Source organism: Erythrobacter sp. JB1-15, from assembly GCF_057365035.1.
This window is the reverse complement of record NZ_CP200295.1, coordinates 2481124-2505545: the sequence shown is the minus strand read 5'-3', so window position 1 is coordinate 2505545 and position 24422 is coordinate 2481124. Positions and strand designations below refer to the sequence as shown.

18 protein-coding genes and 1 tRNA gene are annotated in these 24422 nt (G+C 56.8%); 4 read left to right on the top strand and 15 right to left on the bottom strand.

The genetic code is table 11. The features are described 5' to 3' along the window. Positions 1–7 precede the first annotated feature (7 nt). From AC0V6L_RS12090 to aspS, 14 genes are all read right to left on the bottom strand, one after another. Complete coding sequence (locus AC0V6L_RS12090) at positions 8–1657, bottom strand: acyl-CoA dehydrogenase family protein (protein ID WP_486154464.1); 1650 nt, start codon at positions 1655–1657, stop codon at positions 8–10. Between the two features lie 82 nt (positions 1658–1739). Next, positions 1740–3866 carry a DUF11 domain-containing protein gene (locus AC0V6L_RS12085; protein ID WP_486154463.1) on the bottom strand — a complete coding sequence of 709 codons (2127 nt, stop codon included), beginning with the start codon at positions 3864–3866 and terminating at the stop codon, positions 1740–1742. 56 nt (positions 3867–3922) lie between these two features. Next, a complete protein-coding gene (locus AC0V6L_RS12080) occupies positions 3923–9151 on the bottom strand; it encodes a hypothetical protein (protein WP_486154462.1) in 5229 nt (1742 codons plus the stop codon). 24 nt (positions 9152–9175) lie between these two features. Further along, entirely contained in the window at positions 9176–10291 is a 1116-nt protein-coding gene (locus tag AC0V6L_RS12075; protein ID WP_486154461.1) for a hypothetical protein, read from the bottom strand. A 71-nt stretch (positions 10292–10362) separates the two neighbouring features. Further along, complete coding sequence (locus AC0V6L_RS12070) at positions 10363–10878, bottom strand: hypothetical protein (RefSeq protein WP_486154460.1); 516 nt, start codon at positions 10876–10878, stop codon at positions 10363–10365. Positions 10879–10909: 31 nt separating this feature from the next. Further along, positions 10910–11890, bottom strand: a complete 981-nt coding sequence (locus AC0V6L_RS12065) for a hypothetical protein (RefSeq protein ID WP_486154459.1) — start codon at positions 11888–11890, stop codon at positions 10910–10912. A gap of 256 nt (positions 11891–12146) precedes the next feature. Then, positions 12147–12223 (bottom strand) — tRNA-Met (locus AC0V6L_RS12060). 101 nt (positions 12224–12324) lie between these two features. Continuing rightward, positions 12325–12855 (bottom strand): 2'-5' RNA ligase family protein, encoded by a 531-nt coding sequence (locus AC0V6L_RS12055; RefSeq protein ID WP_486154458.1) that lies wholly within the window; start codon positions 12853–12855, stop codon positions 12325–12327. A 208-nt stretch (positions 12856–13063) separates the two neighbouring features. Continuing rightward, on the bottom strand, positions 13064–14032 hold the full coding sequence (gene mltG / locus AC0V6L_RS12050; protein WP_486154457.1) for an endolytic transglycosylase MltG: 969 nt from the start codon (positions 14030–14032) through the stop codon (positions 13064–13066). Between the two features lie 4 nt (positions 14033–14036). Further along, complete coding sequence (gene fabF / locus AC0V6L_RS12045) at positions 14037–15299, bottom strand: beta-ketoacyl-ACP synthase II (RefSeq protein ID WP_486154456.1); 1263 nt, start codon at positions 15297–15299, stop codon at positions 14037–14039. 132 nt (positions 15300–15431) lie between these two features. Continuing rightward, positions 15432–15668 (bottom strand): acyl carrier protein, encoded by a 237-nt coding sequence (locus AC0V6L_RS12040; RefSeq protein ID WP_067596821.1) that lies wholly within the window; start codon positions 15666–15668, stop codon positions 15432–15434. A gap of 108 nt (positions 15669–15776) precedes the next feature. Continuing rightward, entirely contained in the window at positions 15777–16556 is a 780-nt protein-coding gene (locus AC0V6L_RS12035) for a hypothetical protein (protein ID WP_486154455.1), read from the bottom strand. 38 nt (positions 16557–16594) lie between these two features. Further along, positions 16595–17626: a hypothetical protein gene (locus AC0V6L_RS12030; protein WP_486154454.1), complete on the bottom strand. Its 1032-nt coding sequence runs from the start codon at positions 17624–17626 to the stop codon at positions 16595–16597. A gap of 109 nt (positions 17627–17735) precedes the next feature. Continuing rightward, entirely contained in the window at positions 17736–19523 is a 1788-nt protein-coding gene (aspS, locus tag AC0V6L_RS12025; protein ID WP_486155132.1) for an aspartate--tRNA ligase, read from the bottom strand. Positions 19524–19713: 190 nt separating this feature from the next. On the opposite strand from aspS, the gene AC0V6L_RS12020 reads away from it, so the two are divergent. From AC0V6L_RS12020 to AC0V6L_RS12005, 4 genes are all read left to right on the top strand, one after another. Further along, the gene (locus AC0V6L_RS12020) at positions 19714–20193 is read left to right on the top strand and encodes a hypothetical protein (protein WP_486154453.1); all 480 of its coding nucleotides are present in this window, start codon (positions 19714–19716) and stop codon (positions 20191–20193) included. Between the two features lie 204 nt (positions 20194–20397). Continuing rightward, the gene (gene rnd, locus AC0V6L_RS12015; RefSeq protein WP_486151088.1) at positions 20398–21600 is read left to right on the top strand and encodes a ribonuclease D; all 1203 of its coding nucleotides are present in this window, start codon (positions 20398–20400) and stop codon (positions 21598–21600) included. A 7-nt stretch (positions 21601–21607) separates the two neighbouring features. Further along, a complete protein-coding gene (locus tag AC0V6L_RS12010) occupies positions 21608–22516 on the top strand; it encodes a hydrogen peroxide-inducible genes activator (RefSeq protein ID WP_486154452.1) in 909 nt (302 codons plus the stop codon). 181 nt (positions 22517–22697) lie between these two features. Next, complete coding sequence (locus AC0V6L_RS12005; RefSeq protein ID WP_486154451.1) at positions 22698–23126, top strand: hypothetical protein; 429 nt, start codon at positions 22698–22700, stop codon at positions 23124–23126. Positions 23127–23232: 106 nt separating this feature from the next. Here the strand turns inward: AC0V6L_RS12005 and AC0V6L_RS12000 are convergent, their stop codons facing one another. Next, entirely contained in the window at positions 23233–24150 is a 918-nt protein-coding gene (locus AC0V6L_RS12000; RefSeq protein WP_486154450.1) for an OmpA family protein, read from the bottom strand. Positions 24151–24422: the final 272 nt, after the last annotated feature.

Here is a 24422-nt window from a genome sequence, read left to right as displayed (position 1 = left end):
TTAGAAATTAAGCCGCTGCGCGCGCTTTCTGCTCAGCCAACAATCCGCGCCCAATCACTTGCGCCTGAATTTCCGCTGCGCCTTCGAAAATGTTGAGAATGCGCGCATCGCACAGCACCCGGCTGATCGGATATTCGAGCGCATAGCCATTCCCGCCATGGATTTGCACGGCCTGATCTGCAGCCGTCCATGCGGTGCGCGCGGCCAGCAATTTGGCCATGCCCGCCTCAATATCGCAGCGGTTTCCGCGATCTTTCTGGCGCGCGGCGAAATAGGTGAGCTCGCGGCTCATCACGATGTCGCACGCCATCAGCGCAAGTTTATCGGACACCCGAGGAAACTGGATAAGCGGCTCGCCAAACTGCTTGCGTCCCTGCGCATAATCGAGCGCCAGATCGAACGCATTCCACGCAACACCAACTGCGCGGGCAGCCGTCTGTATCCGCGCGCCTTCGAACGTGCGCATCAGCTGTTTGAACCCCTGCCCCTCGGCGCCGCCCAAAAGACCATCGCCCGCAACGCTGAAACCGTCAAAGCCCAGCGCATATTCCTTCATCCCGCGATAGCCGAGCACTTCAATCTCGCTGCCATCAATGCCGGGATCGGGAAACGGAAGATCTTCTGTCCCCCGCGTCTTTTCCGCAAGTAGCATCGACAAACCGCGATAGCCTGGCGCGTCAGGATCGGTGCGCACCAGCATTGTCATCAAATCCGCGCGCGCACCGTGAGTGATCCATGTCTTCGCGCCTGTAACCTGCCAGTCATCGCCATCTTTCACCGCTTTGGTGCGCACGCCGGCAAGGTCGGAACCTGTATCGGGTTCGGTAAAAACGGCGGTCGGCAATATGTCGCCTGACGCAATGCCCGGCAGGAATTTGGCCTTTTGCGCATCGGTGCCATTTTCGCCGATAAGCTCGCCTGCAATCTCTGACCGAGTGCCCAAGGAGCCTGCACAAATCCACCCGCGTGACAATTCTTCAGAAACGATCGACATGGCCAGCTTGCCCAATCCCAGACCGCCGAACCGTTCATCAATACAAATACCAAAAACACCAAGTTTTGACATTTTATCAATAACTTGGACGGGTATTAGAGAATCTTTCAAATGCCATTCATGCGCAAAAGGCGTGATCTGATCCGAAGTAAAACTGCGGAATTGTTCGCGGATCAAATCGAGCGTTTCATCGCCAAGGCTCTCATCAGGCCGCGCGCCTTCGCCCAGCAATTGCGCTAGCTCTTTCCGGTGTTCAGCGGTGTTTCCATGTGTGATGAAGGTTGCGACCGCATCTTGGGCGGCAAACCGGGAAGCGGCATTGGCTGCCCCCATGGCAGCGGGCCGCACGACTTCGCTTGCGCTCATCGGGACACCGTGGACGAGCTGGTTGCAATATTCGCCCATGCCGATCGCCAGCACCAATTCCTCGATCCGGCCAAACCGCCCATCCGCCTGAGCGCGCATGGCCCAATCGGTGGTCGCTTCGAGAGCTGCTACGCTTGATGCGATCCAGGCAAAGCCGTGCACACTATGCTGTTCGCGATTCAGCGTTGCGGCAGCGGGCGTGGTGCCCAATCGGTCCGAAACTGCGCTTCGCACATTCGAACAATATTCGCGCGCGGCATCGCATGCGCGGTGTGCCGTATTTATCCAATCTGTCATGCCGGAGCCCTTAGCAGAAGCAAGAACGCAAGGGGACCGATCAATTTTGACGAATGACGCGTTCGTCACGCAGTGATGCGGGTCACTTGACGATATAGCGGACCCGCAGCGTGAAATTACCGCCCGCCGAAAACGCGCCGCCGGGCAAAACCCGAAAATCGGTCACATCCTCGTCGCATCCATCGGTATCGGCCGTGGGCGTGTAAGCGAAACTCGTCGCATCATTGTCCGAAAATTCGACATCATCGGCGCCTGATCCCAGATTGACAAAACTGTAAGTCAGGCCAGAATTGCTGCCCGGATCGCTGAAAACAATCGGCCCGCTTGCGATATCGACCCGGCAAAACTTGGCATCCGCCGGTCCATCATCCCAAACCACAACGCTGTCTGGATCGGCCGCATCAGGTCCGCTATTGGTCACAGTGATCAGATATTCGACCACGGCCCCGGGTATCGCCTTGGGATTGTTCGTCCCGTTGATCGGGTCTGAGATAACCGAGCTGATTTTGCTGACGGATACATTCGCAAACGGATTGCACACGGTGATATCGTGCACACCAATGCCCTGAACCCCGGGATCGGGATCAGTTGTGACGTTGCCGTAAGTGACCGTTATGCTTTCAACGGGCTGTGTGAATGTGACCACCACATTGCCCAAAGCGGCATCACTATCCGAAGCGCCATCGCCAATCGCGACATTGCCTGCGCCGGTCACAAAGTTCACATTGCCATTGGTCAAAACCGGCAGGACCGTGGTCCCGCCATTGCTTCCGACAACTTCGACCCTGTCAGTGAATTGGCCCGCGTTGAAATCGACATCAAAAATCGTGAATTGCAGGCCGGTAAAACTGCGCGGCAAAGTGATCTCGATATCCACTTCACCAGCAGTCGTGACCTGATCGGCCAGCACGGTCAGACTGTCTTCGGCAGGATCGAGCCCCCCTTCAAACGTGTCCACAACGGTGGGTGACTGACCGCCAAAGCCAGCATTGTTGACATAGGCGCCATCATTGGTGAGCTCGAACTGGATATTCCCAAAGCCCAAAAAGGCGTAGGTGTTGTCGACCGAACCGGGTGCCCAACCTGAAATGGTATCCCAATCAAACTGCGAAAACCCGGCAGGACAGGACAGGATCGGGGGCACGCCGGGCGCTCTGCCTGATTGCACGGTAAAGCTGGACGTGTCGTAATCGTCCTCGCCTGTGTTGCCATTGTTGACCGTCGAGTCCGGATCAGCAGCGCTGCTGGCGATAATTTCGGCAATATTGGTCAAGGTGGTTCCAGCAGCAGAAGAGACCGTGCCTGTCAGATTGATGATCGCGCTTTCCCCCGGCGCGAGCGACCCGACATCCCATTGGCCGTTGCCTGAATTGAACGTCCCTTCCCCGCTGGCTCCTGTAAAACTGAACCCTGTGGGGAAAGTGTCTTGCACGATGATATTGTCTGCGGTGAGCGAAGAGCCTGCTGTGTTCGTCACTGTCAAACGCCAAGTGGCCGTGCCTCCTTGGATCGGCGGGGAACCAACCAGCGTTTTGCTCAATTCAAGATCCGCACCGGGGGCGAAATACGCAAGGTCAGACACGCTGGACCATTGCAACGGCGGGTTGCCTGTGCCTGTGTAGCTGAAGAATACGATGCGAATACGCTGCACCGGTGTTGCGCCGAAATCGAATGCAACATCGCCATCGGTGGCGAATTGATCTGATGGCGCTGTCCCGCGCCAACCGTTCAAGGTCGCATCATTCGTGCGAGTGACTGCCGATCCGATGGTCCAAAACGCATTGGTGTTGGCCGCATTGGTAAAACCGCCTGCAAGATCATCATCGTGAAACACTTCGACAGCATCAATGAAACCGCTGCTGTCGATGTCGCTCAATGCAAAGTTAAGGTCAGTAACCGCGCGGCTGAGAGTGATTGTCACAGTCACACGGTCAAGCGGATCAAATTCGGAATTGTCGAAATTGAGCAGCAAGGGAGACTGCCCATTACCGATTGTCCCATTGAAATAACTGAGATAATCGCTCGCAAAGGATGCAGGCGTAAACGTGCTGCCCCCCGATGTGGTTATGGTGCGCGATACCGTGGCGGTCGTGCCATCGGACCCTGTTACTGTGCCCCCATTGGGAAATGTCCCCAAGCTTGGAGCGCCAGCATCGGCCCAGTCAATATCTGCATTTTGCGCAGCGAGGCCTTGCGGCATAGCGAGCATCAAACATGCTGCCATAACCCCCAAAATCGCCCCAAGAAAACTACGCCCTGCTGGTATCACCGACCCAGCCCAAGGAAATCGAAAGTGCGCAGATCGAATTTCGCACGGATTGCGGCGTAAACGCCCTTATTGGTGTTGCGCGCTTCGGCGAAATCGCCATCGCGGAACCCTTCGACATTATAGCCAACGGTAAGCAGCACGCCTTCTGCAGGGACAAAACCAATCTGCGGGCCATAGGAGAAACTGGTCACATCATCTTCCAAATTGGCGCGCACGGTTCCTGTCACACCCAGCTCGAACCGCTCGCCCACTCCGATGCGTGCATCAAGACCTGCCAGCACAGTTGTGCCCGAAAATTCAGTGCCTTCAAACTCATCAAGATTGTAACGCGCACCCAGGAACAGGCCGTATTCGTCGCGCCGGGTTTGGTGTTCGATGCCGAACTCATCCTCGTCCCAATCGCGCGGCGACCAGTTGGACGACCAGCTTGCAACCAGACGCCGCGAAGTGGCATCGCCATCAACGATCAGCGCGCTAAGGCCTGCGCCATCAACCTGGCCAGCAACCGCGCCGGTTACCAGATCGCTGCGATATTCAAGCTTGCCCAAAGATGCGATTTCGGAATTGTCCGGGCGATGCGCAAAAGCGATGCTTGCGTCAAAAATCTCGTTTGTTGCGCCGCCGCGAGTTTCCGCACGTGTCCATGTGGCCCCGGTGCCAATCACGCTGCCTTCGCCAAGCTGCCGGATCGCGCCAAAGGTGATGCCGGTGCGATCAGCCAGTTCGCCATCGCGATATTCACCGCGCGCAGTCAGGCTCCAGCGGTCCTTGCGCCATGCCGCGCCGAATGTGACAGCGGTGAAGTCTTCGAAATTCAGACCCGATGTCAGCTGACCGCCCGTCGCGGCCGGTTGCAGAGGGTTCACCAGATCATTCGTGTCGGGCGCGCCGCCCAAAGTGCGATTGCCATCCAGCGTCGCATCCAGCGTCAATTCCTTGCTCACCTGCAGCGTTTGCGACAGGCCAAAGGCAGCGAAGGAACGGTTGCCAAATTCGTTGATCGTTTCCTCGCCAACGGTCGTAACAATCCGGCCGCCCTGCCAGGGGGTCACTTCCACACCCGCGCGCAATGAACGCGCGTCGATGTTTTCGCCATCGGCAATTTCATAAGAGCCAACCAGCCGCACATCGGGCGTGATTGCATAGCGAACACCGAAACGGTGACGGGCAGGCAAATCAACACTTTCCGCATCATCAAGAGCGATGGATGACGACACACTCAGCTCAAGCGTGTTGTCGAACAGACGCTGTGTCACGCCAGCTTCGGCCACTGTGGATGTGTTCGTGGTGCCGTCGGCCAAACGGTCGTTAAAGTGTGTGAGGCCAAGGCGCAGGTCGGTATTTTGGCGCGTATAGGTGGCTTGAACCTGAGCGGCGCGGCGACGTGCATCGTCAACCAGGCTATCGTCCTGCCATACGCTGCCCAGCACACTGAGATTGTCGTCAATCAGGACGCGCGCATCCACACCAAAGCGGCGGCGGCCCAGATCAACACCGTTTTGCTGGCCGACACCGTAATCGGCATCAAGCTGGCGAGCATAGGCAAGCACATCAAGCTTTCCGGTCTGATGCTGCGCTTCGACGAGCCAGCCAGTCGCGTTTTCCTCATCACGGCGGCTCACGGCCAGTTCTGCGCGGATTTCGGTGTTTTCGGTGACATTGGCGCGCAGATCGAGAGCGCCGATCGTGGTGCGCGATGCTTCGCCTTTATCCGTGATCGCGCTCGCACCAATGCGGATATTGCCATCATTGCTGGTCCAGTCAGCGCGCACGCCTGCATTCAGTTCAGCATTGCCCAGCCCATCAACTTCGTATTCCACGATGATAAATTGCGGGTTGAGATCAACATCGCGGCTCAGCACGGGCTGGGCGAAAGTGATCTGGCCGGTAAGCAGGTCAATGTCGTAATCAATAAAGCGCGTCAGCTGACGTTCGCTCACGATAATCTCTGCGCGGAACCGGTCGCGCACTTGCAAGGTCACAACTTCGCTGTTGGCAAGCAGGCGGCGGCTGCCGAGCTGATAGGGACCGGAAATGCCCTGCCCCTGAATTTCATCGCGCTGCAAACGAGTGGAAATGTCGGCAGCGAAAGCCTGCGCCTGAACATTGCCGATCCGCGCTTCGCCTTTGACGCCGGTTGCAGTGCGGTTGTACCGCGCCAGACGTGTCTGATCGAAGCCCGTTTGGAAATCGCCATACAGCGCATAGAACGTGGATGTTTCGATGCGGATATACAGGTTTTCGCGGCTGGCAGCGTCAAACCGGCGCAGTGAACCATCGGCAAACACGGTGTAATAAGCTTGCGGATCAATCGTGCCCAGCACGCGCTGATCTTCGCGCTGTTTCGCGCTGTCATAAGCGACAGTCACCAGATATTTACCCAGCACGCGCCCTTTTGCATACAGCGCCACGCGCGCGTCATCGCCAAGGTCGCTGGCAAAGTTGCTGGCGCGTTCCATATTGTCAGCCACCGAACGCGCACCAAAGGTGCCCTCGGCCAGACCCACAATGGTCCATTCGATATCGCCGGGTTCAATCCACGCTTCGAGCTGCTGATCGCGAGTGATCTCGCCATCATCAAACAGGAAATCGAGCCGCAATGAGCCGCTGACCATGGTCGGGGCAAGCTCGATCAGAGCGATGCCGTCAGTGCCTTCAACGACCCAGCGCGCAGAGCTTGCGCCCAGCCCGGTCAGTTGGCCAAGCTGCTGGCGATCAAGCTGTTCGGCGCTTTCATAGGGCGCGCTCAGCTGGAAATTGCCGGCAATGCCTTCGCGCAAGGGCCGATTGTTGCGATCAAGCACACGGATCGCAACCACCGGGCGCGTGCGGCCATCGGCGACGAGGTTCGACATTTCAGGCACCAGCTCCACTTTGGTGGGCGTGGTGGTGAAAAACACTTCGCGCGTGATCGTCCGGCTGATTTCGCCAAATGAATTGATGATATCCGCCTCAAGCACAGTGCGCTCGTTCTCAAGCGGAACCCCGCGCCACGTGCTGACGGCATATTTGCCGCGCGTCGCATTCGCAGTGCCGTCAAAGGCAAGCGGATTGACCTCTTCGCCATCGACGCGCAGCGCGATCTTTTGGCCCTTGCGGTGACGAATGGCGACTTTCACCGCCGGCGCACGCGGGTTCGCATCTTCAGTGGGTGACAGGAACCCATCGGGCCCATCGCCTAGCGCGAGCCAATCGGCTTCGGTTGATTTTTCAGCCTTGGGCGCGGTCTCAACGACAGCCTCTGCGGTGCTTTCTCGCACGCCAGCAGCAACCAGAACCTCGTCAGCGCCTTCGGGCAGGCGCTGGCCAGTCGCGATGGCATTCACCGCAAGCGCACCTGCACCGCCGGGACGGGTTTCTGCCAAAGGCGCAGCCTGCGGCAGCGCGCCTTCGGGAACGATGGCATGGAAATCGACAACGACAAGCTGGCCGCCGCGGCCCAACACAAAGCGCGAGATTGCGCTGCCTGCACTGCGCGTGGAGCGCGTACAGTCAATAAATTCAGACCCTTGGGGCAGAGTCATCGGCGATACGGCCACCACATGCGTGCCAGGGACAACACCTTCGAAGTGATAGCGCCCATCGGCATCGGTGATGGCAAAGCTGCCATCTTCGAGCATCACGCGAACGCCGGGAATGCCGGGGCGGTTTTCATCGCGCACAGAGCAAGCCCCGTCGGTGACACGGCCAATGATAGTCAGGCGATCCGCAATCGCATCGCGTTCCACATCAACCGCGACATTCGCGCGCGCCGTCCGGCCGACAGAATCGACCACGATGGCGTCGTTCAAAGCTTGTCCCGGTGCCGCATCAGGGCGAACCGTCATGCCATAGGTTACCCGCGCGCTGGCGCCGCCAGCAAGGTCACCCAGCGCAATTTCAAGCCGCCTGCCATCACCAGAAATATCAATGATATCATTAGCTTCCTCACCATTCACACGAATGGTATCGGGGCGCAGTCGAAGATCGCTGGCGGGTATATCGGTCAGCACCACGCTGCGTTTGGCGCGGGATGGATCGGTGTTTGTCGCAGTGATGGAATAGAACACGATATCGCCCGGCACTACGCGCTGACGCGATGCGGTTTTGACGAGGTTTATCTCAAGACTGGGCCTGTCGAGCGGAATATCGACCTGAACCGGGATCGGGCTGTCGAGTGTGAAGGATGCACCATAAGACGCATCAAGGATCACAAATTCGCGGCCATCCGGGCGCGTTATCATCGCCAGATCTTCGGGCGAGACAACCGATGGCGCAGTGTAAGGATCGGGCGGATCAATTTGCAGGCGGTATTGGCCAAGGAATGTCAGCGGGAACCAGAACTCACCGGCGCCCAGCTCAATCACGTTTCCAGCGCCATCCGTCACCGGATCACCAGAAATAACTGTTGATGGCCAGGGGGTTACGCCATCCTCAGCAAAGACGGTTGCGGGCTGACCCGTGGCCACATCAATCAAAGTAACGACCGCGCCGTCAACAGGCTCGCCCGTTTCGCTGTCGAACACAACGCCAAACGGATCGGCCAGCACTTCAACATCGGTTTCGACAATAATGTCAGTGCCGCCGGGCGGCGATGCAGAAATAGTGATCGTGTTGCCATCAGCGATGCTCAAACGGCAATCACCCTGCACAGGAGCAGGCGGAATGCGCGCCGTGGCGATCTGACCGACGAAAATGCCGGTGTTTTCGCCCGTTTCAAAGATGGTTTCTTCTTCGCGGTCGCCGCTGGAAGTGGTGATGACAATATCCAGGCTGTCGATCGCACCTGGATCTTCGTTCGCGGCAAGCGCGGTAATCTCGAAGAACAGGGTCTGACCAGCCCGGATAATCGTGGTGGGTTCCGCAGTGGTTGTCTGCGGTGTCTGCGTGTTGCCAGTGGCGGGCCCTGAGGGCTGCACATTGGCAAGCGACAAATTGTTTCCACCGCAGACCGGCTCGATAAAGGTGATGGGTTCACCGCCTTCAGTGCTCGGCCGCAATGTGCGAATTTCTGGAGGCGGGAAAGTCACATCAATTGTGACCTCGTTTGACTGTGTCTCAAACTGGTTGCCGCCAAACTCCCAGTTTGCATCCGCAATATTGGTAATAGTGCGAAGGATTTCAGTATCTTGCTCTGACCCATTATCCTGCGCAAGTACCCCCTCTCCGGGTACAGCAACAGCCAATGGCAGCAGCATTGCAAGCAATGCCGCTACCATCAGCCGTAGAGAGGGGGTTACACGCATGGAGTTAGATCCAGTCCGGCCAGCTTACGGCGTAGGAGCCGTGGCTGCCGGGATCGTCACACGGAAATAGAGTGCGCGGCTTGCGCCTCCATTGATGTTGCTGAGCGTGCCCGACACAAGGTCAAGTCCGCCCGTACCGCCACCAGCGGTGAAAGTGCCGCCGGATGTGCCGGAGGTATCATCGCAAGTTGCAACAGGTGTCGGCCCAGAGCTGTCAACCGTGGAGGTTGCATCAACAAAAATGCCAAATGCGGCATCAAAATCGACCTCTGCAGGCAGATCATCGAGTACGTTGATATTGGTAGCCGTTGCGCCGCCAGCTGCGTTCACAACCGCAATGCAGTACTGGATCGTCGCGCCCGGAATGGCCTTTGGATTGGTCGTTCCGTTGACAGGATCGCTGATAACTTCGCTCGATTTAACGACCGAAACAAGCGCGCCTTGGACAGTGATGGTGTTCTCATCAGAATCCGCACCGTCTTCGTCTACGTCTTCACCAGTGCCGCCATCGCCATCCGCTAGGACAGTATCAACAACACTCGGATCGGCAGAATCGCCAGCGCTTTCAGTGAGTTCCGTACCAAGACCAGCTGCACCGGCCTCGTGTGCGTTGGCAACCAGCGCGATATCGAATGAATCACCATTGGCTGTTGCGATATCAACATCGGCAACGACAAGCACCGAAATGGTCTCATCGGCATCAACTTCATCAAGGAAGGTGATCGGTCCGGCCGCAATATCGTTCGCATCCAGAGTGCCATCATTGTCAATATCAAGATAAATCTCGATATTTGAAAGGTCTGCAGCTGTGCCATCGGTGACGACAGTCGTCAGATCAAGGTCAACAGTGTCGTTCGACAGGTTAGTCACGTCGAAATCAAGCACGACTTGGTCTTCGCCAGGGCTGGCGTTAACACCGCCGCCAACGGCAGTCACATCGACATTGACCCGGCGGTCAACGGCGAATGTATCGCTGTCAGTTGCATCTGTCTGCTGAACACCGCCAACCTGATATTCAACGGTGACATTGTTCGTTATGTCCGTCCCTGCGCGGATACCTTCCGCCATGGCCGGAGTGCTGGACATGACAATAAGCGCTGTTGCGCTCACCATCCCCAGCAATTGGGTCTTTCTCTTCATACGAGTGGTCCTCTGCGTGTGTCCCGTGTCAAATTGACCGCCCCCGGGACTTGGCGGCTATCCCCCGCTTGTCAGCGAATGATCACTGGAAAGGCGACCCGTCCGCTTTCGCCCGGAGCAATGCTCGCAATCGTCCAGCGGACATGCGTCACATCACCATGGGAAGCGGGCCGGCTGGCCCCTGTTTCATCGGAAACTTCAAGATCAGCGAGGATCCCGAAGGTTTTGCCGCCATCCACCGACACGATCAGCGCCGGATCGGCATCGCTCGCCAATTGCACAGCGGCATTCATCGGATTGGTCGCCGTCACATCTGTGGCAGGCAATTGTCCTTTGTTTTCATAGCTTAAGCCAAAGCTGAGCCGAGTACCCGGCGTGAAGATCGTTGGCTCCACCAGCTCTGTAACCTGATTGCCATTGGCATCGGTGGTGGTTTGATACGCTTTGACATCGCTTTGCAGGCTGACATCAGGCTTGGCCGCTTCGGCCTGGGCTGAAGCGGTATTCTGTGCCGAAACGGGCGCTGTTGTAAGAGCGGCGATTGCGGCGACCAGAGCAGCTGCGACTGTTTTTGTTAGCTTGGTCATGATTTTGGTCCCTTTGGGGTCTTGGATGAGATCAATCGATGGTCACATCGAAAGTGATGGCTTGGGTGGTTCCGCCTGCAACAGTACCCAGATCGACACTGATGCCGCTTGCATCGCTGGCCTCGCCGGCATCTGCATCCGCGCCATCTGTCAAAGGCGCGCTGTCGAGCGTGAGAGTTCCGGCGACATAGGTGGTGTCATCGGGAATAGCGTCGGTGATAACGAGATCATCGACCGAACCGCTTCCGGCGACCTCTGCGGTGATGGTAAAGGTGACGACAGAGCCGGGAACAGCGCTGGTTCCGCCAAATGGGTCAACGACGCTGGCCGCTTTGGTCAAAGTGACATCCGTCACACCGATAATCAGCGATCCTGTTGCATTGTCATCGGCGCCGCTTGCGCCAACGATTGCATCGCCGCCTCCTGCGCCCGCACCTGCAAATGTGGTACCCGGTGCGCCAGTGCCGGTAACCGCAGCGGCGGTCAGTTCAACATCGCTTTCATCGCCGTCAGACACGCCATTGGGCACGGTCACGATGACGAAAACGGTAAGACTTTCATCGGCTTGCAGGACATCTGTGGTCTCAGGCCCGGTCAAAATCACATCGACGCCGGGGTCATAGGTGCCGTTGCCATTCGTATCGACCGCGATGGAATCCACCACGCTGTCAAAGTCATTGCCGGCAACCGCAGGATTGGCCGCCAGCTCAAAGGCTTCGGGTCCATTACCCTGGTTGATAATTTCGAACGTAAGCACCGCTTCGCCGGGGCCCGTCGAAATCGGGCCAGGGTCAAGCGACGTCGCAGTGACATCCAAAAGCTCATCGACGCGCACAACAACCGTATTGGAATCGATGGTTTGTGTCCCGCTTCCATCATCATAGGTGGCCGATGCGGTGTTCTCGATAAGAGTTCCCGCATCAATCCCCGCAGCAAACGCGGGCGCTGCAAGTGTTACCGACGCCACAACGCATGTGGCCAAAAGCGAATGAGTGAGAACCTTTGTATTCATACCTAAGGCGAATACGGGAGAATGGTTATCGAAAAGTTAGGGAAGCGCGCAAAAGCCGCAGGAAACCAACGATTTTACATCTTTTATCGTGGTTTAGATGGTCGTAACCATCAGCCAAATTAGCCACTGCTTTACCGCGTGCGCAGCGTTCCGGACGCGCGCAAAATGCAATTCTCGATCACAAATTCTCAAAGCGCTTAGCGCGGCACGCCAGCACTGGTCATTGTGCGAATACTGGGATTTGAGATCTGAAATTTGGTAGCGGAGGAGGGACTCGAACCCCCGACACATGGATTATGATTCCACTGCTCTAACCACCTGAGCTACTCCGCCCCGAACCTGTCTTTGGTTGGTCTGACAGGGGCTGACGCGTGGCGCGTTACACCAAGCGAGCCGCGCACATAGGGCGCACCCCCGGCGCGGTCAAGCCGCTCCTACAATTGTTCTTTGCCGCGGAAAGACTGGCGCTTCACCAACTCCCATGGGCCATCGCGGTAAAGGTGCAATTCGAGCGCGGGAAACACAAACACCCCTTCATCCGCTTTCAGCTCAACCTCAAGCGCCAAAAGGCGCTGCAATTCGCGCGCTTCGCGTTTGGATACCTTGTTCTGCACAGTGATATGCGGGCGCGGTTCGTGCAGATCCTGCGATGTTAGGCTGCCGTGAAAATGGTCCGCTATCAGCTCTCGCAAGGACAAAATCGGCTGAGAAGCCAAAGCGATGGCCGTGCCTGTGCCAAGGTCCATGATACCGCTGACCGCGCCCTGCGGGGCTGCAAATTCGCCTGTGACGCGCGGCAGGAAGGTTTTGAGCTCGTCCAGCAGGGAAGGCGCAAAGGAATGGAACAGCGTTACATGCGCATGCAGATGATTGCGCTGTGCCGGATAATGCGCGCGGCGAAGGCCCTCAGCCCAGCTTTGAATATGAGGCGGCAGCGCCGCAGTAAGGATGAACGGACGCGCCATTAGCAGGCCGATATCTCGCCGCGCTCTCGGCGTTCTTGTTTAGGGTCCGCCGAGGACCGACGCACCATGTTGGACCATCGGTTCATCTCTACCAACGCTTGACCTCGATCACATCTCACCGCGTTCTCGGCTTTTTTGTTTAGTGTCCGCCGAGGACCGATGCGCATTGTTGGACCCTTGGCTCATTTCCGCCAACGTTTGGCCTCCATTACATCTCACCGCGTTCTCGGCGGAGTTGATACCAGCGTTCCACGGCCTGCTGATGGCCCTCATTGGTTGTGTTAAATTCGTGCCCGCCTGTGCCATCGGCCACCATGAACAGCGCATCGGTCGCCTCAGGATTGAGCACGGCGGCAATGCTTTCACGGCCCGGATTGGTGATGGGGCCTTCGGGAAGACCAATCAGCGTGTACGTGTTGTATCCATTCACCGCAGCAATCTCAGATTGCCGGATGCGGCGGCCGAGCGGCTTGCCTTTGGTGATGGGGTAAATGATCGTCGGGTCCGCTTGCAGCATCATGCCCGTCTTCAAACGGTTCGAATACAGGCCCGCAATCATCCGGCGTTCGGATGCTTTCCCCGTCTCTTTTTCAACGATGGAGGCAAGGATCAACGCCTCGCGCAGGGTATCGACAGCGATGTCCTCTTTACGCTTCGCCCAGGCCTCAGCCAAATACGCGTCCATCGCAGATTGCATATCGCTCACCAGCGAAGCACGCGTCTGGCCGCGTTCATAGGAATAGGTATCGGGCAGGATCGACCCTTCGAGCGGCACTTCAATCTCGCCTGTCAGCAAATCCTCAGCCATCAGGCGTTCGCGCACCAGAATAGACGGCATGCCTTCGGGGATCGTCACAAAGCGCCGGACAACATCGCCCGATTGAAACAGCGCCAGAATATCGCCCTGGCTCATTTCGGGCTTAAGCTGAAATTCGCCCGCCTTGATTGGCTCTGATGATCCGAACAGGCGGGCGTTCATAACGAAACCATCGGCAGAGGCGATATGCCCCTGCTCTTCCAGATCATTCGCGACCGAAGTGACCGACGCGCCATCAGGAATGATGAAGGCCGTTTCCTGCTTAACCGTGGCCGAACCCAAAAAGACGGAACCAAAAAACAGCGCCGCTGCAGCAAGGACGACAAAGCCGACGCCAGCAATCAGTCCAAGCCGCTTCATCTAATCAACCGCCAAGCTTTTGCATGATAATCGACGCGTTCGTCCCGCCAAAACCAAAGCTGTTGTTGAGCACCGCGTTCACTTCGCGCTTTTTGGCCACCAGCGGCACCAGATCAATGCCTTCGGTGCCGTCATCGGGATTGTGCAGATTGAGCGTTGGCGGAACAATCCCATCGCGCATTGCCAAAATGCAGAACACAGCCTCAACCGCGCCTGCCCCGCCCAGCAAATGCCCAATGGCAGATTTGGTTGAGCTCATCGAAGCACCGCTCAGATCATCGCCCAGCACGCGTTTGACGGCGGCCAATTCGATCGTGTCCGCCATGGTCGATGTGCCGTGCGCGTTGACATAATCAATATCGCCGGGGCCAAGGCCCGCTTTCTTCAAAGCCATCCGCATGGCAAGCTCTGCGCCTTTGCCTTCGGGATGCGGAGCCGTGACATGATAGGCGTCGCCCGACAGGCCGTATCCGGTCACCTCGGCATAGATCGTTGCGCCGCGCGCTTTGGCGTATTCGTATTCTTCGAGCACAACCACGCCCGCGCCCTCGCCCATAACGAACCCTTCGCGGTCCTTGTCATAGGGACGGCTTGCTTCGGTTGGGCGGTCGTTAAAGCTGGTGTTGAGCGCGCGCGCCTGAGCAAAGCCTGCAATGCCCAGCGGATTAACAGTGCTTTCCGCCCCGCCTGCCAGCATCACATCGGCATCATCCATCATAATCATGCGCGCAGCATCACCGATGGAATGCGCTCCGGTTGAACAGGCCGTCACCACAGCATGGTTTGGCCCCATAAAACCGTATTTGATCTGTACCTGCCCTGTGACCAGATTGATCAGGCGGCCGTGGACAAAATGCGGTGAAACGCGGCCCGGTCCGCGATTGTGCAAATTGACGCTTTCCAGCTCAATCCCCGGCAACCCGCCGATCCCTGCGCCAATGGAGCAGCCCACGCGCTCTTTTTGTTCGTCGGTAAGATCAAGCAATCCGGCATGTTCCAGCGCCTGTCCTGCGGCATCAATGCCATAGACGATGAACGGATCGACCTGCCGCTGGACTTTGCCATCGACACGCTTGTCTGCATCAAAACCCCAGGGGTGATCCTTATCCTTGACCTCGCACGCAATGGTGCATTTCTGCCCCTCTGTATCAAAGCGCGTGATCGGGCCTGCGCCGCTTTCGCCTGCAATCAGGTTTTTCCACGAGGTTTCAACATCCCCGCCCAAAGGCGTGACAAGTCCAAGCCCGGTTACCACCACACGGCGCATGCAATACTCTCCCAAAATCAAACAGGGGCCAAGAAATACAACAGGCCCGCACCCTTAAAAAAGGGCTCGGGCCTGCAAGATAGGTGCCCGCATAATTGCGGGACAGTCGGGACCGGATCGGCCCGAAAAGGCTTAGCCCTTGTGCTCTTCGATGAATTTTGTCGCATCGCCCACGGTCGAGATTTTCTCAGCCGCATCATCGGGGATTTCGACGCCAAATTCTTCTTCGAAAGCCATCACAAGTTCCACGATGTCGAGGCTGTCTGCGCCCAGATCATCAATGAAGCTGGCTTCTTGTGTGACTTTATCGCCTTCCACGCCAAGGTGTTCGACAACAATTTTCTGCACGCGGTCGGCAGTATCGCTCATGTGTTTCCCTCTTAATTCTGGGGGTTTGAAATCTATCGGATGCCCTAAAGGTCGGTTTCATTAAGTGCAAGTCAAGATGCGCACCGCAGAAAAGCGAAATTTGCCCGGTCAGGCAAACAAATCACGGCTATCCAGCAGCTCGGTGTCATCACGCAGAGCAAGACTGCGTAAAATCATATACTTATGCGCGCTGCCAAACATAATGACCGCTGTAAGCCCTTGCCCGGAAATCGTATCGAGCGCGCTGTTGATAAGATCAGTGTGCGCTTTGTTGATCTGCGTCCAGCCGCCCAGGCCCAGATCATCGTCGAAAAATCGCTGATAAGGGGTGCGTGATGCTTCGACGAGAAGATCAAATTCATCCGTGTGGATGAACAGCGGATCATCGCCCCTGCCCGCGATCGCGCGGGAATATTCCTGCAATGCAGCACGGTGCTCGGCCCATTGCTGCGCGCGCGCCGGATCGTTTTCTATACGCTTCAGTGCAGCGCTGCGATTATCGGCAATTTCGCGGGTCCAACCGGCTGTGCCGAGGATCCGGAAATCCATCTTGCGGCTTAGAGGGAAGACGACATCGGTGTATTCAGGAAAAACCTGCGTGCGCGGCTCGTCAATTTCCCCGGTTTCGCGAAACGAGGTCACGGCCTGATCAATCCTGTCAGGCGGAATTTCTGAGAGGATAACATCGGGATTGGCCGCACGCACCGCCTTGCGCAGCACATCGAGCGAGTAACGCTCACTTGTGCGGTGACGGCCATGGATAGCGCCCATGACAAATACGCGCGTCACGCCAGCAGGGCCGCTTTCGGCCAATGCGCAACCATAAAGCGGCAGAGCCGCCACAGAGCTAAATCCTGCAAAAATCGCGGAACGGCGAGAAAACGTCATCACCTGTCGTTAGCAGCAATGACTGATTTGGTTACAGATTAATCAGTTCCGGCTGGCTCAACCATTGCACCATCTGCTGTAGCTTCATCGACCTCAGGTGCAGATTGAACGCCGGATGAGGCAGAATAGCGCCGGGTCAGTATATCGGCGCGCTGCGCCAATTGGTCCTCTGCCTTCATCCAACCTTCCACCCGATCAACCGATTCCAGCGCCATGAGCTTTTGCGGTTCAATCACGAGCGCTCTTTCCAATAACGCCAAGGATGTGCCGAAATCCCCGGCGCGTTCATGGCACATAGCTGCATTGAACAAGACAGAGACCTGCGACGGATTGCCCACTTCAAGCGCCTTAAACGCTTCGCACGCAGCATCCTCATTCGATTTAGTGAGCTTTACAGCCGCTTTGAACGCTTTGCGATCCGCTTTTTCTAGACCTTTTCTCCGTTCCAAAATGCGATAGTCCCGCTCGTGGTAACGCGGGGCAAGCGCGTTGCGCATGCGCCATGCAAAGCTGCTGACCAACCCATCGGTGATTTCACTGATAGACGGCGGAGGTCCAATGTTGGCGCAAATCTCTTTCGTGCGATTGATTGAATCGCGTGAGGCATAGATGAGACGTCCATCCTGCCCTACGACTTCTATGTCGGGGTAAAACGTCACCTCGGTGCGGCTGCATTCATAGACATCGGTACGGTATCGAATGCATTTGCCATCATCATTCTTTTCGTCGCAATTGCGCTCTCGCTTGGGTTCCAGCTCAATCACTGATGCATCAACCCCGGCGCTGCCTTGAATGACCGCATCCACTGGCCCCGCACCCAATACAATCACGTCAAACCAGGGCTCGTCTTCCACCGTCGCTTTTCGCAAGGACTCTTTCAGCTCAAACGCAAGCTGGCTGCCTTTTGCGCCGCCAAGATCATCAACCGCGATCGCTTCCACATCAAGCGCTGCATCTGTGCCAGCTGGCAAATGCGCGCCCAATCGCAGCGTTTCAGCCTGCGCAGGAACCGCAGTGGCTAAAGCCGCCAGTGCGATCAAAGATGCTGTGTATTTGCCGTGTGCGCCCATGTTCTACCTCCCCAAATCTGGATGTCTATTGCGGGACCTAGATTAGAAAAGCATGAATGGCGCGTTTTTGCTGGGTCATAGGCAGAGCAAAGCGCCCTGCCCCTCCCCTTTACGAGTTCGGCTTTTTCGGCGGCTCCACAACACGGATCGAAAGCTCGCGCAATTGAGCAAGATCAACCTGCGAAGGCGCGCCCATCATCAGGTCTTCGCCCTTTTGGTTCATCGGGAACGCGATCACTTCGCGGATCGCCTCTTCACCGGCCAGCAGCATCACAATCCGGTCAATGCCCGGCGCAGACCCGCCATGCGGCGGCGCGCCCAGTTTGAACGCTTCGATCATGCCGCCAAATTCGCGGTCCACATCCTCTTTGGTGTAGCCCGCAATTTCGAACGCTTTGTACATGATATCGGGCCGGTGGTTCCGGATCGCGCCGGATGACAGCTCGTAACCGTTGCACACAATGTCATATTGCCACGCTTTGATGTCGAGCGGGTCCATTGTTTCGAGCGCGTCCATCTCGCCTTGCGGCATGGAAAACGGGTTGTGTGAAAAATCGACCTTCTTCGCGTCTTCATCATATTCGAACATGGGAAAATCGACGATCCAGCAGAACTTGAAGCAGCCTTCTTCGATCAATCCCAATTGTTCGCCGACCTGCGTGCGAGCAGCGCCAGCGAGTTTTGCAGCATCCGCTTCCTTACCGGCGGCAAAGAACAGACCATCATCATCACCTAGGCCGAGCTCGTCATAAAGCTTCGCCATCAGGTCCGGCCCGTGGTTTTTGGCAATCGGCCCGCCAAATTCGCCGCCTTTGCGCGTGACATATCCAAGGCCAGCAAAGCCCTCGCCCCGCGCCCAGTTGTTCATATCATCGAAGAACTTACGGCTTTTCTCGTTGGTTTTGGGCGCCGGCACAACGCGCACCACACCGCCGCCGCCAACGATTTTTTCAAACAGGCCAAAACCCGATTTTTCAAAGTGGCTGGTAACATCCGAGATGATCAGGGGGTTGCGCAAATCGGGCTTGTCGCTGCCGTATTTCAGCATCGCCTCGGCGTAAGGGATACGCGGGAATTCACCCACAGGCGTCACTGTCTTGCCACCGGCAAATTCTGCAAACAGGCCGCCAAGCACAGGCTCCAGCGCCTGAAACACGTCTTCCTGCGTCACAAAGCTCATTTCAAAATCGAGCTGGTAGAACTCAAGTGAACGATCAGCGCGCAAATCTTCATCGCGGAAACAAGGCGCGATCTGGAAATAGCGGTCAAAACCCGACACCATGAGCATCTGCTTGAACATCTGCGGCGCTTGCGGAAGTGCGTAGAATTTGCCTTGCTGCATCCGCGACGGCACCAGAAAATCGCGCGCACCTTCGGGGCTGGACGCGGTAAGGATTGGCGTTTGAAACTCGGTAAAGCCTTGTTCCACCATCCGGTTGCGGATCGAGGAAATGACCTGAGATCGCAGCACGATATTGCGGTGCATGGTTTCACGCCGCAGATCGAGGAAACGGTATTTCAGGCGAATGTCTTCTGGATAGTCCTGCTCACCTGCAACCGGCATCGGCAGCTCTTCAGCGGCAGACTGCACCGTGATCGCGCGCGCAAACACTTCGATATCGCCAGTCGGCAAATCCTTGTTCACCGTTTCGGGCGTGCGCGCCTTTACCTCGCCATCAATGGTCACCACCGATTCAGCGCGCAGGCTTTCAAACACTGGCAGAGCAGGCGAATCTTCGTCCGCAACAATCTGCGTAATCCCATAGTGATCGCGCAAATCGACAAACAGCACCCCGCCATGATCGCGGATGCGGTGGATCCAGCCGGACAAGCGAACGGTTTCGCCAACGTGGCTGGCGCGCAGATCAGCGCATTTGTGAGAGCGGTATGCGTGCATGGTCATCGTGGTCGTGTTTCTCAATATTTGTGAACGTCGAAGCGAAGAGCTTTTGCGTGCTCTCGCTCCCATTGCCGCGCGCTCTAGCGGTTCACCTGCAATCGGTCACCCCCTTCAAGTTTTTTGACCCGTTATTCCCAAACGCTGCGCTTTTCATATTGAGCATAATCAAAGCGAGGGGGGCAAGTTTATGAAACAAGCGGGCATCATCATTGCAGCGGCAAGTGTATCACTGGCTGGATGCAGCGATTTCAAGGAAGGGTTTGAGGAAGGGTTCGAAGAGCAAACTGAGGCGGCGGCGCAAACAGAACCGCTCGACACCTCGGCCGCAGCATACACGGAAGTGACCCGCTGCATGGTCGTTAACGAGCGCCTGACAACGATCTATAACATTGTGGCCGAAACAAGCGATAGTGAGGAACAGAAGCGATCCATCGCTGAAATTGCGACCAAAAAGGCGGCAAATGCCGAGGAATTCGGAGTTCTTCTCGATCAGATGATTGAGGCAAGCAAGCTGGATGATAAAGCGCGCTCTCAGGTCGCGAAGGCGGTTTCAAGCGAGATGAAGGCAATCGAAAATGACAACGAATTCGTAGAAATGGCCGAAGCATTTGAGGCAATCGCGGCCCAATGCGATGAAGATTATGTCACGGTGGATGTGCCCGGTTGATCAGGACCACTCGCGGCGGAAACCGAAAACCGGAACGGACCGCTTAATCACCGCAATTGTGGGCAGTGTGGAGGCCAGCCCTAAACAGATATCAATTTTCTGCGTAACACTCTAAGCGCGTGGCCGATGGCGGCTGCGCCTTTGAAACCCCATGGACCAGGATTGGGTCCGCGAGCGGCACTCCGCTCAAACGCAAGAGATGATATGAAAATTCATGATCTGATTACCACCACCGATGCTCTTTCCGATTTGTGCGACCGATTGGCGCAATCCGAATTTGTCGCGGTCGATACAGAATTCATGCGCGAAAACACCTATTGGCCGGAATTGTGCCTGGTGCAGATCGCCAACACCGAAGAAGCCGCCGCGATTGATCCGCTGGCAGACGGGCTGGATATGACCCCGCTGCTCAATCTGCTGTGCGAAAACGATGACGTGTTGAAAGTCTTCCATGCAGGCGGGCAAGATGTTGAGATCATCGTCAATATGACGGGCAAAACGCCTTTCCCGATTTTCGATACGCAAATTGCGATGATGGCCATCAGCCAGTCGGAACAGATCGGCTATGCCAATTTGGTGGAAACCTGGCTGAATATCACCATCGACAAGGGCGCACGGTTTACCGATTGGAGCCGCCGTCCGCTGACCGATCGGCAGATCGAATATGCGATTGGCGATGTGACGCATCTGTCGAAGATTTTCCCCAAGATACTGAAAAAACTGATAAAAACAGATCGCGGCAATTGGCTCAATGCCGAAATGGAAAAACTCGCCGATGCCTCGCGCTATCTGATTGATCCTGACAATTCGTGGAAGCGCATCCGATCACCGGGGCGCAATCCGCAAGTGCTGGGCCGGTTAAAAGCGCTTGCCGCGTGGCGCGAGGGCGAAGCGCAGCACAAGAACATTCCGCGCGGGCGAATTATGCGCGATGAAACCCTGGCTGACATTGCATCGCATCCGCCGAAAAAACAGGGCGATCTGGCCAAGGTTCGCGGGCTTTCCAGCGCGTGGAAAGACAATGATATTGGCAAGCGGCTGATGAAAATCATCGCCGATGCACAGCCTCTGCCCAAATCGGAAATGCCCGAAAAAATGAAACGCGGCGCGCCTTTGGGTAAAGAAGGCGCGCTGGTTGCCGACCTGCTCAAATTGCTGCTCAAAATCCGCGCGCGCGAAATTGATGTCGCAGCCCGCTTGCTAACCCGCGCAGATGAGATGGAAGCGCTGGCCGCCGGTGTGCGCGATCTGTCAGTGCTGCAAGGCTGGCGGTATGAAGTGTTCGGCAAAGATGCGCTGGAACTTGTCGAAGGCAAAACCGCCTTTGCCGTGCGCGAAGGCAAGCTCACCATGACCCATATCGACGACATGCAAGCCAGCATGGAAGAAGCGCTGGCAGCCGAGTGAGCCGGCGGTGAGCACCTATCTCCCCACGATCAAACAGCTGCAATATCTCGTCGCCTTGCATGAACACGGCCATTTCGGGCGTGCGGCAGATGCGTGTTATGTGTCGCAATCGACGCTGTCGGCTGGCCTGCGCGAATTGGAATCGCTGTTGGGCGTGACCTTGGTTGAACGATCGCGCCGGGTGGTGCGCTTTACGTCATTGGGTGAACAGGTCGTGCAAAAAGCAGGCCGGCTGCTGCGCGAGGCAGAGGAATTGTCCGATCTGGTCCAGGCATCGGGCAAGCCTTTATCCGGGCAATTGCGCATGAGCGTAATCCCGACCATCGCGCCATTTATGCTGCCACGGTTTCTGCCGCGTCTGCGCGAAGAACGGCCCGATCTCAAATTGATGCTGCGCGAGGAAACCAGCCAGGATGCGATGGAATCGCTCACGCATGGCCGGGTGGATTGCGTGCTGTTGGCTTTGCCGTTCGACACCGGTGATGCCGCGATTGAGCATATCAGCGATGACCGGCTGTTCGTCGCCTTTCCCAAGGATGACCCGCGCGATCCCCCTGCCCTGATCCCGCCTGACATGATCGAACCTGCGATTTCCGAAGGGCGCTTATTGCTGCTCGAAGATGGGCACTGCCTGCGCGATCATGCTCTGGCGGCGTGCAACCGGTCTGAATTGCGCGCCAGCGCGGCGATGATCGGGACGAGCCTTCACACCTTGGTGCAAATGGTCGACCACGATCTGGGGCTGACAATGCTGCCCGAAATGGCGATTGAGGCTGGTATTCTTGGCGGCACGAATGTCGTTGCGCGCCCTGTCAAAAGCGACACAGCACGGCGAGAGATTGTGCTGGTGTGGCGTAAAAACTCCCCGCGTGAGGCTGATTTCAAGCTGCTTGCCGAAGAATTGCGCGCCGGATAAGGGGTTTTACGAGGGCGCCGCGGCGTTTTCGGAAAGCTCCTGTTAACTCTTCCCGGCAACACGATGCCAAATGGTTTACGCTATTTAACGTCCCGAACTTGAGCGATTTGGGGCTGAAAACATGGGTAAATTTTCCAAACTTCTCTGTATTCTCACAGCGTTTTTCGCAAGCAGCGCAGCCATGGCCAGCGATACAAGCTGGACGATTTCGGATGCCGACGGGCAAGTGACCGTCACGCGCGGCAACAAACCGATCTATGGCGCGCAAGGCACCGTCTTGCAGCCCGGCGATGTGATCAGCACCAGCAAAACAGCGCGCGCTGTGCTGGTGCGCGGCGGGAAATTCGTCGTGATCGATCCGGGCAAGAAAATGCGCATCGCAAAGCCCAAGGACAAAAGCAGGGTCGCGCAGATCTTTGAGTATCTGGGCGGGCTGGTTTCGTCAGGATCAAAGCAGAACACGTTTAACGCAGGCACATCAGCGGCTGTGGTGAAAGGCCTTGGCGATGGGATCGACAAAGGCGCTTCGGCATCGGCGAGCGGACAGTCTGCCAAGGCAAGCGAAGATGATCCGGCCATGTGGAAACCTGTTGAACCGCAAAACCTCTAAGGCTCGCCCCGGTTCTCCTACCAGTAAACTGACGTGAAAAAAGGGCGGAACAGCATCAACTGTTCCGCCCTTTTTGTGTTAGCAATCGCAATCTGCGAAGCGGACCTTAAAGCCCGTCAACACTCTTGCTGACCAGCACATTCACAGCCACGCGGCGGTTTTGCGAACGGCCATAAGCGGTTGAATTGTCCGCCGTCGGATCAGAATCGGCAAAGCCCGAAGGTGCCAGCATCCGCCACGGCTTCCATCCGCATTGCTGCTGAAGGTAATTCACAACCCGGCCAGCGCGCTTTTCGCTGAGCGTTTGGTTCACTTCATAGCTTCCGGTTGAATCGGTGTAACCAACCACCAGCAGGAGCGCATTGTCCATCGCTTCTGCCTGGGCAGCCGCCTGACACAGTTCGCCGCGCGCTTGATCGGACAGATTAAACTTGCCCGTGTCGAAGAACACATTGGTGGTGCCGCGCACATTGTATTTGTCAATGTCGCCAAACCGTCCGCGAAGAGCTTCGGCAGCGGCAGCATTGGCAGCGATGTCAGCTTCGTTCTGGCCGAAACGCTGATTGGTGCCGCTGCGGATCATGTTTGCGGTGCGCAGATCCTTGTTCTTCAGCGCAATCTTTGTCGCAACAAGCGATCCGGCCCATTCCACCGTGTCCACTTTGACAGGCAGGCCGTTCAGCAGTGCATCAGCGCCCAGATTGTCACGGTTGAGGCCGAGAAAGCCGCCCGATGCGCGGATTTGGGTGCCTTCGCTCAATGTCACCACGGTGTTGGTGCCGTCGTTCAAAGTCACTTGCAGATCGCTGCCAGTGCGCGCCGAGATGATGCCTTCGACATCCGGCCCTTCGGTAAGGCCATCAAGATCAGCAGGCGGCGAACCGACAACAGTGGTCAGCACTTCGCCCTGTTCGGCAGCGGCCGGCTGGCCGTAGGTTTCCTGCGCTGCGACGCCGAAAGATGCGGTCCCTGCGATCATGGCAGTTGCAGCCAGCGCGGCTGCGCTTTTCGTTGTGAAAGTCATTTTGATACTCCTTAACCTGTATCACGAACAATGCGCGGGAGGGTGTTTCCCTTTGCAAGACATCTTGAATGTGCCCCATTCCTGCAAAACGGCATTGATCCGTGTGAATCCCTGTTGGTGTGGTCCTCTTTTTAACGTGAACATAAGCCGGAGTGCCTAACCACAGCTCTCGTCCACAAACGCCAAATGACGCTGTGACATTGCGCGTAAATGAATGGTTCTTTCAAAAACAGGGGCCAGACAGACAGCCAGAGAGCAACTTGCGATGAACC